The organism is Arthrobacter sp. zg-Y820 (genome assembly GCF_030142155.1).
Taxonomy (GTDB): Bacteria; Actinomycetota; Actinomycetes; order Actinomycetales; family Micrococcaceae; genus Arthrobacter_B.
On record NZ_CP126247.1, the window covers coordinates 3,542,234 to 3,557,373 of the forward strand.

At 69.3% G+C, this 15,140-nt stretch carries 14 protein-coding genes and 1 pseudogene; 7 read left to right on the forward strand and 8 right to left on the reverse strand.

Translation table 11 applies throughout. The features are described 5' to 3' along the window. Positions 1-1,527 carry an MFS transporter gene (locus QNO08_RS16240; protein WP_229966309.1) on the reverse strand — a complete coding sequence of 509 codons (1,527 nt, stop codon included), beginning with the start codon at positions 1,525-1,527 and terminating at the stop codon, positions 1-3. A 122-nt stretch (positions 1,528-1,649) separates the two neighbouring features. Here QNO08_RS16240 and QNO08_RS16245 point away from each other — a divergent pair, with 122 nt between their 5' ends. From QNO08_RS16245 to QNO08_RS16255, 3 genes are read left to right on the forward strand one after another with little or no spacing between them, the layout of a single operon-like run. Then, positions 1,650-2,222: a TetR/AcrR family transcriptional regulator gene (locus QNO08_RS16245; protein ID WP_229966310.1), complete on the forward strand. Its 573-nt coding sequence runs from the start codon at positions 1,650-1,652 to the stop codon at positions 2,220-2,222. A gap of 22 nt (positions 2,223-2,244) precedes the next feature. Next, positions 2,245-2,712, forward strand: a complete 468-nt coding sequence (gene rraA, locus QNO08_RS16250) for a ribonuclease E activity regulator RraA (protein ID WP_229966311.1) — start codon at positions 2,245-2,247, stop codon at positions 2,710-2,712. A gap of 9 nt (positions 2,713-2,721) precedes the next feature. Further along, positions 2,722-3,303 carry a dienelactone hydrolase family protein gene (locus QNO08_RS16255; protein WP_229966312.1) on the forward strand — a complete coding sequence of 194 codons (582 nt, stop codon included), beginning with the start codon at positions 2,722-2,724 and terminating at the stop codon, positions 3,301-3,303. Here QNO08_RS16255 and QNO08_RS16260 read toward each other — a convergent pair. The 7 genes and pseudogenes from QNO08_RS16260 to uraD all read right to left on the reverse strand — a co-directional run. Next, complete coding sequence (locus QNO08_RS16260; RefSeq protein WP_229966313.1) at positions 3,300-4,145, reverse strand: HpcH/HpaI aldolase/citrate lyase family protein; 846 nt, start codon at positions 4,143-4,145, stop codon at positions 3,300-3,302. The two genes, QNO08_RS16255 and QNO08_RS16260, sit on opposite strands and share 4 nt — an antisense overlap. Positions 4,146-4,263: 118 nt before the next feature. Then, positions 4,264-5,613, reverse strand: a complete 1,350-nt coding sequence (gene allB, locus QNO08_RS16265; protein WP_229966314.1) for an allantoinase AllB — start codon at positions 5,611-5,613, stop codon at positions 4,264-4,266. Next, positions 5,613-6,473 carry a bifunctional allantoicase/(S)-ureidoglycine aminohydrolase gene (locus QNO08_RS16270; RefSeq protein ID WP_229966315.1) on the reverse strand — a complete coding sequence of 287 codons (861 nt, stop codon included), beginning with the start codon at positions 6,471-6,473 and terminating at the stop codon, positions 5,613-5,615. Before QNO08_RS16270 ends, allB begins: the two co-directional genes overlap by 1 nt. Continuing rightward, positions 6,474-7,778 (reverse strand): DUF6986 family protein, encoded by a 1,305-nt coding sequence (locus QNO08_RS16275; protein WP_229966316.1) that lies wholly within the window; start codon positions 7,776-7,778, stop codon positions 6,474-6,476. Beyond that, positions 7,778-8,830, reverse strand: a complete 1,053-nt coding sequence (pucL, locus tag QNO08_RS16280; RefSeq protein WP_229966317.1) for a factor-independent urate hydroxylase — start codon at positions 8,828-8,830, stop codon at positions 7,778-7,780. Before pucL ends, QNO08_RS16275 begins: the two co-directional genes overlap by 1 nt. 3 nt (positions 8,831-8,833) lie before the next feature. Then, positions 8,834-9,175, reverse strand: a complete 342-nt coding sequence (gene uraH / locus QNO08_RS17550; RefSeq protein ID WP_229966675.1) for a hydroxyisourate hydrolase — start codon at positions 9,173-9,175, stop codon at positions 8,834-8,836. 6 nt (positions 9,176-9,181) lie between these two features. Beyond that, positions 9,182-9,688: pseudogene (gene uraD / locus QNO08_RS17555) on the reverse strand (2-oxo-4-hydroxy-4-carboxy-5-ureidoimidazoline decarboxylase); the annotation flags it as partial. Between uraD and QNO08_RS16290 the strand changes: the two are divergent. The 4 genes from QNO08_RS16290 to QNO08_RS16305 all read left to right on the forward strand — a co-directional run bounded on the left by QNO08_RS16290 (position 9,687) and on the right by QNO08_RS16305 (position 15,135). Continuing rightward, positions 9,687-9,881 carry a hypothetical protein gene (locus QNO08_RS16290; RefSeq protein ID WP_229966318.1) on the forward strand — a complete coding sequence of 65 codons (195 nt, stop codon included), beginning with the start codon at positions 9,687-9,689 and terminating at the stop codon, positions 9,879-9,881. The pseudogene uraD and the gene QNO08_RS16290 overlap by 2 nt on opposite strands. 428 nt (positions 9,882-10,309) lie before the next feature. Continuing rightward, the gene (locus QNO08_RS16295; RefSeq protein ID WP_229966319.1) at positions 10,310-11,452 is read left to right on the forward strand and encodes an XdhC family protein; all 1,143 of its coding nucleotides are present in this window, start codon (positions 10,310-10,312) and stop codon (positions 11,450-11,452) included. A 9-nt stretch (positions 11,453-11,461) separates the two neighbouring features. Then, positions 11,462-12,325 (forward strand): FAD binding domain-containing protein, encoded by an 864-nt coding sequence (locus QNO08_RS16300; protein WP_229966320.1) that lies wholly within the window; start codon positions 11,462-11,464, stop codon positions 12,323-12,325. Then, on the forward strand, positions 12,322-15,135 hold the full coding sequence (locus tag QNO08_RS16305) for a molybdopterin-dependent oxidoreductase (RefSeq protein ID WP_229966321.1): 2,814 nt from the start codon (positions 12,322-12,324) through the stop codon (positions 15,133-15,135). Before QNO08_RS16300 ends, QNO08_RS16305 begins: the two co-directional genes overlap by 4 nt. Positions 15,136-15,140: the final 5 nt, after the last annotated feature.

Genomic DNA, 15,140 nt, shown 5'->3' on the forward strand with positions numbered 1-15,140 from the left:
CTAGCTGTCGGCGGTAGCCCGGCGCAGCATCACGACGGCCCCGGCGGAGGCAACCAGCATCAGGACCACGCCGATCAGGGAGGTGGTGGTGACGCCGGAGTCGAAGGCCGCACGGGCTGATTCCAGCAGCGCGGATGCAGAACCCTCGGGCAGCCGCTGGGCTGCCTCGACGGCGCCGCCGAGGGTTTCGGAGGCTGCAGCGGCGTCGGCGGGGGCCAGCCCCCCGGGCAGCACAACCCCGTTCCGGTAACCCGCGGTCAGGATGCTGCCCAGGACCGCGGTGCCCAGAACCGCACCCACCTCGTAGGCGGTCTCGGAGATTGCCGAGGCCGCTCCGGCCTTGGTGGGCGGCACGGAGGACAGAATCAGGTCATTGGAAATGGTCTCCGCAGCACCCACGCCAAGCCCCAGGACCATAAAGGCAACCATTAGTCCGCCGACGCCGCCGTCGCCTCCGGTGGCCAGGATGATGGTGTAGCCGACGGCGTTCAGGAGCAGTCCGCCGGCAATGATGTAGCCCGGGCGGATATGCCGGACCACCCGCACCACGGCCAGTCCGGCGATGATGGTCAGCAGCAGGCCCGGCAGCATGATCAGCCCCGCCTGCTGCGGAGACTTCTCCAGGACCAGCTGCAGGTGCTGGGAGAGGAAGAAGATGAACCCGACCAGCGAGAAGACACTGAGCAGATTGGCGCCGATCGAGCCGCTGAAGGTGGGGTTGCGGAAAAGCCGCACATCCAGCATGGGATGCAGGCGGCGCAGCTGGCGGCGGACGAAGAGCACGCCAAACATCAGCCCGACGGCGATCGGCAGCAGTGAATCGACGCCGACTCCCGACGTCGAGATCGCCTTGATGCCGTACACGACCGGGAACATGGCAGCCATGACCAGCAGCACGCTCCACAGGTCCACCGGCCCCGGGTGGGGGTCGCGGGATTCGGGCAGCAGGATCGGGCCGAGGACCAGCAGCGGAATGAGCACCGGAACGGAGAGCAGGAACACCGATCCCCACCAGAAGTGTTCCAGCAGCAGTCCGCCGACGATGGGGCCCAGCGCGGCGCCGCCGGAGAATCCGGCCGCCCAGACGGCAATGGCAATCCGCCGCTGGGACGGAACGGTGAAGATGTTCCGGATCAGGGACAGCGTGGCCGGCATCAGCATGGCACCGAAGAGTCCCAGCAGCGCGCGGGCACCGATCAGGGCCTCGGCGGAGGGCACGAAGGCGGCGGCAGCGGAAACCAGCCCGAAGCCGGCGCAGCCGATCAGCAGCAGCCGGCGGCGGCCAATCCGGTCACCGAGGGCGCCCATGGGCACCAGCAGGCCGGCGAGGACCAGGGCGTAGATGTCCACGATCCACAGCAGTTCGGTGCCCGAGGGCGCGAGCGCGCGGGACAGCGACGGGATGGCGAAGCTCAGGACCGTGTTGTCGACGGAAATCAGCAGCACCGGCAGCATCAGCACTGCCAGACCCAGCCATTCACGCCGTCCGGCTCGTTGAATGGGGGATGCTTCCTGTACCGCGGGCACAGCTGTCTCCTTCGCAGGTTTGTCAGGGGAAAGTCGAGGGGTGGTGGCAGCGCCGGCAGGACTCACCGGCCGTTTACTGTACCGTCTAGACTGTACAGCATCGGATGGCGTAGCGTAAACGTATGCCTGAGCACATTTCCACCCGGGACCGCATCCTCTCCGCCTATGAGGAGTTGCTGATCAATGAAGGTCCCCGCGGCGCCACCATGGACGCCGTCGTTGCGCTGGCCGGTGTCTCCAAGGGCGGCCTGCTCTATCACTTCAAGAACAAGGAAGCCCTGGCCGCTGCCCTGATCGCCCGCCTCGAGGAACTGGCCGCCGCTGACATTGAGGCCATGGGCACCGACCCCGAGGGCCCGTCCCGGTACCTGGTGCGGGAATCCGTCTACGTGGACAGCGCCCTGGACCGCGCCTTGATCGGCGTCGTCCGGCTGGCGCAGGCCTCGGACCCGGAGGCATCGGCCATGCTGGAGCGGATTCACCGCAACTGGATGCAGCTGATCCTCGAGGAGGTCGGCAACCCAGCCATCGCCCGCGCCATCCTGCTGCTCGGGGACGGCCTGTATTACAACGAGGGGCTGGCCGGGGGCTGGCCCCGGGAGAAAGGCGCCGCCACCACCGAATCGGTGGCCGAACTGCTCGAGGTCGTGGAAGTCCTGAAGGCCCATGCGGCGTCCCTCCAGCACTCCCGCTGAGCCCTGTGCCACAGTAGGTGCCATGGAAATCAGCACAGCAGACCTCTACGACGAACACGGCGAGAACCTGGCGTCAGTGCCCCTGCAGTTCCAGGACCTGGGCGGCAGCCCGGGGTTCAGCGGCCCGGTCCGCACCATTCGCTGCAACGAGGACAACGGACTGGTCAAAAGCATCCTGAACTCGCCCGGCGACGGCGCGGTGCTGGTGGTCGACGGCGGCGGGTCGCTGCACACCGCGCTCATGGGCGACATGATCGCCGAGGCGGCCGTGGCCAACGGCTGGGCCGGCGTCGTCATCAACGGCGCGATCCGGGACCGTGCCGCCCTGGCAAAGCTGCCGCTGGGCGTGAAGGCACTGGGCTCGAATCCGCGCAAGAGTGCCAAGGAATCCGCGGGTGAAGTGGACGTCACGGTGACGTTTGGCGGCGTTGCGTTCCGCCCCGGCGCCGTGCTGTACGCCGACGCCGACGGCATCCTCGTCGAACGCTAAGGAGTTGCCGTGGCCAATGTCCTGCTGTTCCATCATGCCCAGGGCCTGACTCCCGGCATGGATGCCTTTGCCGACGTGCTGCGGGAGGCCGGGCACACCGTTACCGTTCCGGACCTGTTCGAGGGCCGCACGTTTGCCGGGCTCGACGCCGGCCTGGCCTATGCGCAGGAGCTCGGGCTTGAGGAGATCGAGGAGGCCGGGGTCCGGATTGCCGGCCGGTTTCCGCCCGGCATGGTCTACCTCGGATTTTCACTGGGCGTGCTGTGCGCGCAGCGGCTGGCGCAGACCCGGCCCGGCGCCCGCGGCGCGGTGCTGATCAGCGGCTGCGTCCCGCTCGGAGTCTTTGCCGATTCCTGGCCCGACGGCGTGCCCGTGCAGATCCACGGCATGGACGAGGACCCCGTCTTCACCAAGGAAGGCGACCTGGATGCGGCCGTGAACCTGGCGGAGTCAGCGGACGACGCCGAGCTGTTCCTCTATCCGGGCAGCTCACACCTGTTCGCCGACATCAGCCTGGACGGCTACGACGAAGCGGCAGCACCCGCACTCACGGCACGGGTGCTGGACTTTTTATCCCGGATCGAGGGCTAGGCGTTCCAGAGACCGTAGGAGTCCGCCAGCGAGGAGATCTTCTGCGCGCGGGCCAGTCGGGGCAGGTAGGAACCGTCACCCACGACGGCGCCGGCAGCGTGCGCCTCAAGCAGTTCGTGGGCCCAGAGGACCTCGGATTCGCTCGGCGAGAGGCCATGGTTGATGAAGTCGGCGGCGTCGGGCAGCAGGCAGAGCTTGCCGGTCATGCCCATGGACTGGGTGACCTTGCAGGCCTCCAGCAGCTTCTCGCCGAGGGCGCCCACCGTGGGGCCGTCGATCGGGCCGGGCAGCTGGCCGACGCGGGACGCGACCACCAGCTTGGAGCGGGCGTAGGCCAGCGCCATGGGATCGTCGGAGGCGCCGGTGTCGCGGCGGAAGTCGCCCACACCGAAGGCCAGGCGGAAGGTGCCGGGGGCGGAAGCGATCGCCGTCGCATTCTCGATGCCCAGCGCGGATTCCACCAGGGCGAGCACCGGGGTGCCGGCCTGCAGGCGCATCGCGGTGTGGGTGACCTGCTCGGGCTTTTCCGTCATGGCGAGCATGACGCCGCGCAGGCCGGGGGCCTTGGACAGCGCCGCGAGGTCATCGGCCCAGTAATCGGTTTCGATGCCGTTGACGCGCACCCAGGCGGTCATGCCGGTGGACAGTGCTTCGACCACTCGTTCGCGGGCCTCGGCCTTGCCCGGCGCGGGGACGGCGTCTTCCATGTCGAACACCACGGAGTCCGCCTCGGACGCGAGCGCCGGTGCAAAGTTCGCTTCGTCGGCTGCCGATGCCAGGAGCCAGGAACGGGACAGTTTTGCGGGCAGCGACGCGGCGCGGCTGTTTCGAAAGGGGGCCATGGATAAGACACTACTTTCACGGCGGCGGTTCCCTTAAATGCCACGGCTGGATTGTGCCGACCATCACTTTTCCGGTGCGGGCAGGGGTGCGGGCCGGCCCCGCCCGGGGAGCCGGCGGTTAGGCTTCCCCGCGCCGCAGCAGCCGTCCGCGCGGAACCAGGCAGTCGACGTCGGCCCCGGCCAGGAAGGTGCGCCGGACGACCCCGCTGAGCTCCCTGCCGGCATAGGGGGTGACGGGGTTCTTGTGCTGCAGGGCCGCCGGGTCCACGGTGAAAGTGTCCTCCGCCGCGAACACCGCCAAGTCGGCATCACGGCCCGGGGTGATGGCGCCCTTGCGGTGCAGGCCGGCCAGTTGTGCCGGCGCCGCTGACATCCAGTGCAGCACCCGCTCGAGGGGGACACCGCGGGTCTTGGCCTCGGTCCAGATCAGCGACAGCCCCAGCTGCAGGGAGGAGACGCCGCCCCAGGCCAGTCCGAAGTTTCCGCTGTCCAGGGCCTTCAGGTCCGGGGTGCTGGGCGAGTGGTCCGAGACGATGCAGTCGATGATCCCGTCCGCCAGGCCCTGCCAGAGCAGCTCCCGGTTCGCCTCCTCGCGGATCGGCGGGCAGCATTTGAAGGCGGTGGCGCCGTCGGGGATCTCCTCGGCGGTGAGCGTGAGGTAGTGCGGGCAGGTTTCCGCGGTGAGCCGTACGCCGTCGGCCTTGGCGCGGGCGATCAGCGGCAGCGCGTCGGCTGAGGACAGGTGCAGGATGTGTGCGCGGGCACCGGTGCGCCGGGCCGCCGCGATCACCTGGCCCACGGCGGTGTCCTCGGCGGCGCGCGGCCGGGAGGCGAGGAACCCGGCGTACCGTGGGCCGGCGGCATCGGGAGCGGCACCGATGACGTCGGGGTTTTCGGCGTGCACGATCAGCAGCCCGTCGAAGGTCTTCAGCTCGGCCAGGTCCGTTTCCATCTCTGCCGGGGAAAGGTGCGGAAATTCGTCCACTCCGGAGGAGACCAGGAAGCACTTGAAGCCGAACACGCCGGCCTCGTGCAGGGGCCGCAAGTCCGCCGTGTTGCCCGGCACCGCGCCGCCCCAGAAACCGACGTCCACGAACGCCTGCGGCGCGGCGCAGGCCTGCTTGGCTTCCAGTGCCGCGACGCTCACGGTGGGCGGGATGCTGTTCAGCGGCATGTCGATCAGGGTGGTGACGCCGCCGGCCGCCGCGGCGCGGGTGGCGGAACTGAAACCCTCCCATTCGGTGCGTCCCGGCTCATTCACATGGACGTGGGTGTCCACCAGGCCCGGAAGCAGGGTTTCGTCATCGGCCAGTTTGATCAGCCGGTCGCCGTCGAGCCCGGCGCCCAGGGGCTCGACGGCGGTGATCACGCCGCCGCGGATGCCCACCTCGGCCGCGCGGAGGCCCGCCGGGGTGAGGACGGCACCGCCCCGGATCACCAGGTCATGGCGGTGCGCTTCGGTGCCCATCATTTGCCCCCGAGCAGGACCTGGCGGTTGACGTCCTTGTAGAGCAGATAGCGGAAGTTGGAGGGCCCGCCGGCGTAGCAGGCCTGCGGGCAGAAGGCGCGCAGTGACATGTAGTCGCCCTCCTGCACCTCCACCCAGTCCTGGTTGAGCCGATAAACGGCCTTGCCCTCGAGCACGTAGAGCCCGTGTTCCATGACATGGGTTTCAGCGAAGGGAATCACCGCGCCGGGCTCGAAGGTCACCACGTTCACGTGCATGTCGTAGGCGATGTCGTCCACCGGGATCATCCGGGTGGTCCGCCATTTGTTGTCGGTGCCGGGCATCGCCGCCGGTTCAAGGTCCGCTTCGTTGCCGAACACCGGTGCCGGAGAGTGCCCGGCCAGCGGCTGGTGGGCCTTGCGGATCCACTGGAACTTTGCGGGCGCCCCGCCGCCGTTGGAAACCTCCCAGCGGGCCTGCGGGGGCAGGTAGGCGAATCCGCCGGAGGCCAGCCGGTGCTCCCGGTGCTCCGGAAAGTCCAGGCCGTCAAGGGATATATCCAGCTCCCCTTCGAGCACAAACACGAAGGATTCCACCACGCCCGGTTCCGGCTCCGGGGTGCTCGAGCCGCCGCCGGGACCCACTTCCACCAGGTACTGCGCGAAGGTGGTGGCGCCGCCGGCCACCGGACGGTTCAGGATCCAGGTGCGGGTGTTGGTCCAGCCGGGCAGCACGCTGACCACGATGTCACGCAGCACGCCGCGCGGGATCACCGTGTAGGCCTCGGTGACCACGGCACGTGACGTGAGCAGCTCGGTCTGGGCCGGAAGCCCGGCATCGGGGGCGTAGTAGCGGGGGGCGTCGCGATCGGGCGTGTTCACTTAGCGGACCTTCTCTGTGGAGGCGGGAGCGGCGTGGGGATGGGCGAGGGCGGCCAGTTCGGCACCATCCAGGCCGGTGCCCCTGGCGACCTCGTCCCCGGTCAGCGCTCCGCAGAGCAGGCCGCGGTGGACAAAGCGGGCCAGCGCACGGGCGGTGGCCGGTTCGTCGAGCACGCTGCCGGGGCGCTGCTGCACGTAGTTGCACAGGCGGGCGGCGGCGTCGTCGAACCCCTTCCGATAGAAGGAGTAGGTGGCGAGGTAGCGGGTGGGCAGCTGGGCCGGATGCAGGTCCCAGCCCTGATAGAAGCCGCGTTCCAGGGAACGGAGCACCAGCCGGGCGTGCAGCTGCCAGGCCGAGCGGACCTCTGCCGGGCTGCCCAGGGGCAGGATGTTCGTGGACCCGTCGGAGAGCCGGACGCCGGTGCCGGCCGCTGCCACCTGCAGCACTGCCTTGGCGTAATCGGCGGCCGGGTGCTCCATGGACTGCTGCGCGGGAGCGATCTGCAAGGCGTCACTGTAGTCGTAGGTGCCGTAGTGCAGGCCCGAAACCCGGCCCTTGGCGCGGTGGATCAGCGGCGCCACCGGCACGGTGCCGTTGGCGGCGAGAATCAGCTGCGGAGTTTCCACCTGCACCTGAAACCGCAGGCGCCCGGGAGGAAGCCCGTGCGCTTCCTCCAACCGTTCGCAGGTGTAGGCCATGGCCTCCACCTGGTCCACGGTGGAGACCTTGGGCAGGGTCAGCACCAGGCCGTTGGGAAGCGGGCCGGCGTCGAGCAGCCCGGCCAGGAACAGGTCCAGGGTCCGCACCCCGCGGGCGCGGGTGGCCGCTTCGAAGGATTTGAACCGGATGCCGACAAACGGCGGAGCGGTTCCGGCGCGCATGGCCCCGGCCACGGCGGCGGCGGCGGAAACGGCGTCGGCGTCCTCCTCCGCCTCCGGCCGCAGGCCGTAGCCGTCTTCGAAGTCCAGGCGCAGGTCTTCAACGGGTTCGGTGTGCAGCTTTGCTTCCACCAGGGGCACGACGGCGGCCGCGAGGTCGGCGCCCAGGCCGATCAGGGCAGCCAGTGCCGGCAGCCCGCCGTCGTCGTTCGCCGCCGCCAGACCGGCCGCGCCCCAGTCGGCGGGCAGGCCGGGCCGGCAGCGATCGGCGGGCAGGTAGACGGTGTGCACCGGTTGCCGGGTGCCGGCGTCGCCGGGATATGCGGCGGCCAGCAGCCGGTCGGTGTCCGCCAGGGCGGCAGCCAGGCGGAGCAGGTGCTCGTCCCCCAGAACGGGGGCCGGGTGGGAGCCTGAGGCGTGAATCATCAACAGAATCCGCCGATGCTGTCCCAGATCGGGGAATCCTGCCCGGCGCCTTCGCGCAGGACCGATGCCTCGATCAGCCCGTAGGGCCGGTCAGCGGCGAAAAAGACCTCTTGGGGATTGTCCAGGCCGAAGGGAGCCAGATCCACCAGGAAGTGGTGGTTGTTCGGCAGGGACAGCCGGACCTCCTCGATTTCCGGATGGACCTCAAGCACCGCCCTGCCCATTTCGAACATGGTCTGCTGCAGGGCCAGGGAGTGGGTGTTCGCGAAGGCTTCCAGCAGCAGGTTCCGCACCGAGGCGTAGGTCGTGTTGAAGTCCGCGACGCCGGATCCGGTGCCCGCGGCGTAGCGCCACTTCGCCGTGACGTCGGTGGCGAGGACGCGGTCGGTGGTCTCCGCGAGGGTGGTGAAGCGGTCCCGCGGGAAGCCGTGGAACTCGGAGCCGGTGGATTTCAGGACGGTCAGGCCGCTGATGCCGGAAACCAGGTGCAGCTGTCCCCCGACCGAAAGCAGCACCGCGGTGCGGACTTCTGACTTGTCCTTGGCGAAGGCATGGTCGTGGTTGTTGATCCGGTTCCAGAAGTACTGCTCCGCCGCCCAGCGCCCGCCGGTGACCCAGTCGAAGCCGGAGGTGAAATGCCGGGCCAGCCGCATCAGGAACTCTTCGGGCGAGCCCACGCCGTCGCGGGCGAAGGCATAGATGGTGTTTTTCTGCGTGTCGGTGGCCACCACCCGTGAGTTGTTTCCCTGGGTGTGGGCGGCCTCGAAATCACCGTGCAGCTGGGAGGTGATGCTGAGGTCCTCCAAATGGTGCCGGGCCGTGTCGCGGCTGACCTTGACCAGCCGGACCTCGGCCTTGCCGTACTGGTTGCGGCCCAGGACAATCTTCGGTCCGGAGCCGGCGCCCGGATTGCCGTCCTGAGGATTGCCGTCAGGCGGGTTGTCGTCCCGGGGATTGCCGTCAGGCGGGTTGCCGTCCAAGTTGTCCCCCAAGCTGTTCCCGGTGATGTCCCCCGTGATGTCCCCTGTCGGGGCGTGCGTCGCTTCTGTCATGGTTCAGCTTCCTCGGTAGGTGGAGTAGGCGAAAGGGCTCAGCAGCAGCGGTACATGGTAGTGCTGGGCCGGGTCGGTCAGGCTGAAAACAAGGGAAACGCTGGGGAAAAAGGTGTTCGTTCCCGCGGCGGCAAAGTAGTCGCCGGTGGCAAAGTCGATGCGGTAGGTTCCCGGTTCGAGCGCCTCGGGGCCGAGGCTGCCGATCCTGCCGTCCCCGTCAGTGGTTCCCGCTCCGATCCGGTTCCAGCCGCCGTCTCCGTGGGACCAGAGGGAGGCCGCGACGCCGGCGGCGGGCTTGCCGGTTCCGGTGTCCAGGACGTGGGTGGTGATGCGGCTGCGGGTCATGGAGCTCAGCAATCCTTCGAGTCGGAGGATGGCGATGTCGCGCAGCTGGGCGGCGATGACGGGGATTTCTTCGGCTGAAGTGTTCCCGAGCCGCTCCTGGAGGGAAGCCAGAATCTCCTCGGCGGTCCGGCCGGCGGCGCGGATGAGGAAGATCCGCCCGAATTTCTCTTCATAGGCGCGGTTGCCGGCCAGCAGCCGGTCCTGGGCGCCGTCGAGGCCCGGGACCGACGCCTGCTCGCCGCGGGAGAACCCGGCCTCGGCACCGTTGCCGGCCGGGCGCTCGCCAATCCGCGGATGATGCGCCAGCGCGGCGTCAATTTCGGCTTCGGTCCAGTCGGGGGCAGCGAGCTCGGCGAAACTCAGCAGCTCCCCGGGGGTGGCGAAGGGCCGGGCCGCTGCGATTTCGCTGCTCCAGCGGGGAATGTCCACGCAGGGGCGCAGCATGGCTTCCGCGTCCGCAGCCGGCGCCGCGTTGAACGCTGTGAGGAAGTCTTCGGAGGAATCTGCTGCCATGGGTGTCAGCTTTCAGGTAGGCATTCCGCCGCTGCCGGCGCTGAACACCCTTGACCATCGGACTCGCCGACTTGATTCGATGTTTTCCGGCAACGCAATTGTTATTTCGGCCAGTTTGGGGGCCAGAACTGCACCTGTCAAGGAACCGGCAGTGGTGCCGGAACAAAACGTCACGCTGTTTCCTGCGCGTTAAATTCCCGCTGCCCGTGGGTTAATTGGCGGCGGAAAAGTCCCACACCGCTGCCCCGGTCGAGCCGCCCGCACTGCCACCGCCCGTCCAATGGCCGCCCGCTGGCCGGTGCGGCGGGCAAAGCGATCCCGGCGGCAGGGGATCCCGCGCGGCGGATCAGCGTGGTACGCTTCCGTGAAATTACCGGAGCCATTACGGCACTCGAGGATATTTTTGGTCGAATGCGAAATAGCATTCTTACCGATCGAGGCGGCAATTCGCAGCCGTAAACTCCATCGCCGTCTTTTATTGTTCTTGCCATTGTTGGAACTGTTTTCGCGGAGTCAAGGCCCCTGCCGTGCGGTGGGGGAAACTTCCCGCTTGGTTGCAGGGTTGACCGGCGGCGGTTGCCGTCGGCCGGTGTTGCTGGAGGGTTGGCCGCAGTGTTGGACATGTTGGATGCACTGGCCTCGGCCGTGAGGGGCGGCGAGCCCTGCGCCGCCGCCACCGTGGTCCGCGCGTCGGGGTCCGTTCCCCGCCCCGTGGGCACCTCAATGCTGATCACCCGGTCGGGAAAAATCACCGGGTCCCTGTCGGGCGGCTGCGTGGAAGCCGCCGTCGCCGCCGCGGCCGAGGAGTCGCTCGCCGACGGCCGGGCGCGGCTGGAGACCTTCGGCTACGACGCCGCCGACGCCTTTGCCGTGGGCCTGAGCTGCGGCGGCACCCTGGAGGTCCTGATTCAGCCGTTTCCGCCCGGCCGGCTGCCGGCCGTTCCCGCCGCCGGCACCCCCTGCGCACTGATCACCCGGGTTGATGCCTCAGCTGCTGCGGTGCCGTTGCTGGTGCCCGACCCGGCCGCCGCGGCAGCCAATCCGGCGGAGCTCCTGTCCCGGCACGGCGTGGAGCTGCGGTCCCTGCTCGGCGTGGATCCGCGGCTGGCGGCCGCCCGCCTCGCCCCGCTGCTCGCCGCCGGCCGCACCGGGCTGGTGGAACTGGGCGGCACTGAGTGCGGCGGCGGTCCGGTGGTCCTGTTCCTGGAATCCCGGCTCGCCCCGCCGCGCCTCGTGCTGATCGGCGCCAACGACTTCTCCGCCGCGCTGGCCCGGCAGGGCCGGCTGCTGGGCTACCACGTCACAGTCTGTGACGCCCGGCCGGCTTTCACCACCGCTGAGCGGTTTCCGGCGGCCCACCTCGTGCGCGTGCAGTGGCCGGACCGGTATCTGCAGGAGCAGGCGGAAGCCGGAGAGCTGGACGCCCGGTCGGTGATCTGCGTGCTCTCCCATGACGCCAAGTTCGATGTGCCGGTGCTGGTCACGGCCCTGCAGCTGAACGTGGCCTATGTGGGGGCCATGGGGTCGCGCCGCAGCCACGAGGCGCGGATGGCCGCCCTGCGCGCAGCCGGACTCACCGGCGGGCAGCTGCAGCGGCTGCACTCCCCCATCGGTTTGGACCTTGGCGCCGCCAGCCCGGAAGAAACGGCCCTCTCAGTGTTTGCCGAAGTGGTGGCAGGCCGGTCCGGAGCGGCCGCCAGCGGGCTGCCGCTCCGGGAATGTTTCGGCCCCATCCATCCGTTCAACCGACAACACGTCAGCTAGGGGAAACGCATGGATTTGCCCACCGTCTCGGAACTGGTCAACACCGCTGACCCGCGGTCCTGGCGTCCCGGGGACGCCTGGCTCGCCGGCGGCACCGTGCTGTTTTCCTACGGCAGCGACACGCTGGAACGCCTGCTGGACATCACCACGGCCGGGTGGGAACCGCTGACCGCGTCCGACGCCGGTCTCGAGATTGCGGCCACCTGCACCATCGCCGACCTGTATGCCTTTCCCGCGGCCGCTCCCCGGACCATGCGTGCGCTGTGGACCGCCCTGGACCTGGTGCGTCCCTGCTGCGACTCGTTTGTGGCGTCCTTCAAGATCTGGAACGTGTCCACGGTGGGCGGCAACGTCTGCGCCGGGCTGCCCGCCGGACCCATGACCTCCCTCACCGCGGCGTTGGACGGCGTCGCCCTCCTGTACGCCGCTGACGGCACGACCCGCCGGCTGCCGGTGGCCGAGCTGGTGACCGGGGACGGCCGGACCGGCCTGGCGTCCGGGGAGCTGCTGCGCAGCATTACCGTCCCGGCCGCGGCGCTTCGTTCCCGCACCGCGTTCCGGCGCCTGTCCCTGACCAACCTGGGCCGCTCCGCGGTGCTGCTGATCGGCCGCTTGGGGGAAGACGGCGGTTTTGTGCTGACCGTGACCGCCTCCACCAAGCACCCGGTCCAGTTGCGCTTCCCCTCCCCGCCCTCCGCGGCTCAGCTGCGCACGGCACTCGGGGCGGCAGTGGCGCCGGAGCTCTGGCACGACGACGTCCACGGGCTGCCCGAATGGCGGCGCTCCATGACCGAACGGCTCGCGGAGGAAATCCGGGCCGAACTCGCGGCTCCGCCGGCCCCCGGTTCCCGCCCGAAGGATGGTTCCCAATGACTTATCGGATCAACAACACCAAGGTCGACGCTGCCCCCTTCCCCGGCCAGTGCCTGCGCACCTTCCTGCGGGAGCAGGGTTATCTCGGCGTGAAGAAGGGCTGCGACGCCGGCGACTGCGGCGCCTGCACCGTGCATGTGGACGGCAAGCCTGTGCACAGCTGCCTCTATCCCGCTGTCCGCGCCGAAGAGCGGGAGATCACCACCATCGAGGGCCTGGCCGGCGAGGACGCACTGCACCCGATGCAGCAGCAGTTTCTGGATGCGCAGGGATTCCAATGCGGCTTCTGCACCGCCGGAATGATCATGACCGCCGCGACCTTCGACGAAGAACAGAAGCAGGACCTTCCGCGGAACCTGAAGGGCAATCTGTGCCGCTGCACGGGCTACCGGGCCATCGAGGACGCGGTGTGCGGGGTACGGCACGCGGCCGTTCACGGGTCGGGGACCGGGAATGCCAGCGACGAGCGCACCGGGAGCGCCGCCGCGGAATACGCCGGCGACATCGGCACCGGGCACGCCGGGCACACCGGCAGCATTGGCAGCAACGTCCCTGCCCCGGCCGGCCCGGCCATCGTCACCGGGAGCGCCCGCTATACCCTGGATCTTCCGCGCGCCGTCCTGCCTGAGGGGCTGCTGCACCTGAAAATCCTCCGCTCTCCGTATCCGCATGCCAGGATCACCTCGATCGATGTTTCCGAGGCACTGGCGGTCCCGGGCGTCGAAGCAGTCTTCACCCACCACGATGCTCCGCTGCAGCGTTTTTCCAGCGCCCAGCACGAACTGCACACCGATGACCCTGACGACACCCGGATCCTGGACGACGTCGTGCGCTTCAAGGGCCAGCGCGTGGCGGCCGTCGCGGCGTCGTCGGTGGCTGCCGCTGCGGAAGGAACCCGGCGCATCAGGGTCGAGTACGAGCTGCTGCCGGCAGTTTTCAACCCGGCCGCAGCCATGGCGCCCGGCGCTCCGCTGCTGCACCCCGGCCCGGACGGCGGAAGCAACATCGTGGCCGAACTGCATTCCGAAATCGGAGACCTCGACGCCGGGTTCGCCGCCGCCGACGTCGTGCATGAAAACACCTACGAGAGCCAGCGGCTGCAGCACGTCGCCCTGGAAACTCACGCCGCCGTCGCCTGGTTCGACGAGGCCGGCCGGCTCACCGTCCGCACCTCCAGCCAGGTGCCGTTCCTGGTCCGGCGCACCCTGTGCCGGATCTTCGAGCTGCAGCCCGGGTCCGTGCGGGTGGTCTCCGGGCGGGTGGGCGGCGGCTTCGGCGGCAAGCAGGAAGTGCTCACCGAGGATCTGGTTGCCCTGGCCGCGCTGCGCCTGAACCGGCCCGTCCAGCTGGAACTGACCCGGGAGGAGCAGTTCACGGCCAGCACCGTGCGGCATCCGTTCGCCGTCCGTGTCCGGGCCGGAGCCGCCCGCGACGGCACGCTGACCGCGCTGGAGCTGGACGTCACCACCAACACCGGAGCCTACGGAAACCATGCCCCGGGCGTGATGTTCCACGGCTGCGGCGAGTCGGTTGCGGTGTACCGGTGCCGCAACAAGAAGGTGGACGCCCGGGCCGTCTACACCAACACCATCCCCTCCGGGGCGTTCCGCGGTTACGGCCTGAGCCAGATGATTTTCGCCGTCGAATCAGCGATGGACGAACTGGCCCGCGGCATCGGCATGGATCCGCTGGAGTTCCGCCGCCGCAACCTCATCGCTCCGGGTGATGCCATGCTCTCCACTGCCGCCGAACCGGCGGAGGATGTGCACTACGGCAGCTACGGCCTGGACCAGTGCGTGGACCTCGTCCGTGCTGCGCTGGACCGCGGGCTGCAGTCCGACGACACGTCGGGAGCGGACCTGGCTGCGGAATGGCTGCTCGGCACCGGCACCGCCGTCGCCATGATCGATACGGTGCCGCCGCGCGGACACATCTCCCACGCGAAGATATCCCTGCTGGCCGACGGGCGCTACGGGCTCGACGTCGGCACTGCCGAGTTCGGCAACGGCACCACCACCGTCCACACCCAGCTGGCCTCCACTGCCCTGCACACCAACCCGGGACAGGTGGTGATCCGCCAGTCCGATACTGACCTGGTGGACCATGACACCGGCGCCTACGGTTCCACCGGCACGGTGGTGGCCGGCAAGGCCACGCTGGCCGCCGCAGCGGAACTGGCAGTGCTGCTGAAGGGATTCGCTGCGTCGCTCTTCGCCAACACCTCCGCCCAGGTGCAACTGGAGGCCGCGGCGGTGGAGTGCGACGGCGAGCGCCTGTCCCTGGCCGAGGTCGCGGCCCGGGCGCAGGAAGCCGGCATAGAACTGTCGGCGGAGGGACGCTGGGGCGGCACCCCACGGTCGGTGGCGTTCAACGTCCAGGGCTTCCGCGTGGGGGTGCACGGCGGCACGGGTGAAATCCGGATCCTGCAGAGCGTGCACGCCGCGGACGCCGGCGTGGTTGTGAACCCCGCGCAGTGCCGCGGCCAGGTTGAGGGCGGAATCGCGCAGGCCCTGGGCGCTGCACTGTTCGAGAAGGTGCGCGTCAGCGACACCGGCGAGGTGCAGACTCGAATCCTGCGCGAGTACCACGTGCCCACCTTCGCCGACGTGCCGCGCACCGAGATCCTCTTCGCCGACACCGACGACGCCCTCGGGCCGATGGGCGCCAAATCCATGAGCGAGAGTCCGTTCAATCCGGTGGCCCCGGCGCTGGCCAACGCCGTCCGGGATGCCACGGGCCTGCGGTTCAGCGAGTTGCCGCTGGCGCGGGACTCCGTCTTCCTGGCCCTGCAGGCAGCGCGGACCGCCTAGAGCGG

Coding starts and splice junctions, on each gene's coding strand:
- QNO08_RS16245 (WP_229966310.1), top strand. CDS start 1,650: ATGCCTGAGCACATTTCCACCCGGGACCGCATCCTCTCCGCCTATGAG.
- rraA (WP_229966311.1), top strand. CDS start 2,245: ATGGAAATCAGCACAGCAGACCTCTACGACGAACACGGCGAGAACCTG.
- QNO08_RS16260 (WP_229966313.1), bottom strand. CDS start 4,145: ATGGCCCCCTTTCGAAACAGCCGCGCCGCGTCGCTGCCCGCAAAACTG.
- allB (WP_229966314.1), bottom strand. CDS start 5,613: ATGGGCACCGAAGCGCACCGCCATGACCTGGTGATCCGGGGCGGTGCC.
- QNO08_RS16275 (WP_229966316.1), bottom strand. CDS start 7,778: ATGATTCACGCCTCAGGCTCCCACCCGGCCCCCGTTCTGGGGGACGAG.
- pucL (WP_229966317.1), bottom strand. CDS start 8,830: ATGACAGAAGCGACGCACGCCCCGACAGGGGACATCACGGGGGACATC.
- uraH (WP_229966675.1), bottom strand. CDS start 9,175: ATGACCCGCAGCCGCATCACCACCCACGTCCTGGACACCGGAACCGGC.
- QNO08_RS16290 (WP_229966318.1), top strand. CDS start 9,687: ATGGGTGTCAGCTTTCAGGTAGGCATTCCGCCGCTGCCGGCGCTGAAC.
- QNO08_RS16295 (WP_229966319.1), top strand. CDS start 10,310: ATGTTGGATGCACTGGCCTCGGCCGTGAGGGGCGGCGAGCCCTGCGCC.
- QNO08_RS16300 (WP_229966320.1), top strand. CDS start 11,462: ATGGATTTGCCCACCGTCTCGGAACTGGTCAACACCGCTGACCCGCGG.
- QNO08_RS16305 (WP_229966321.1), top strand. CDS start 12,322: ATGACTTATCGGATCAACAACACCAAGGTCGACGCTGCCCCCTTCCCC.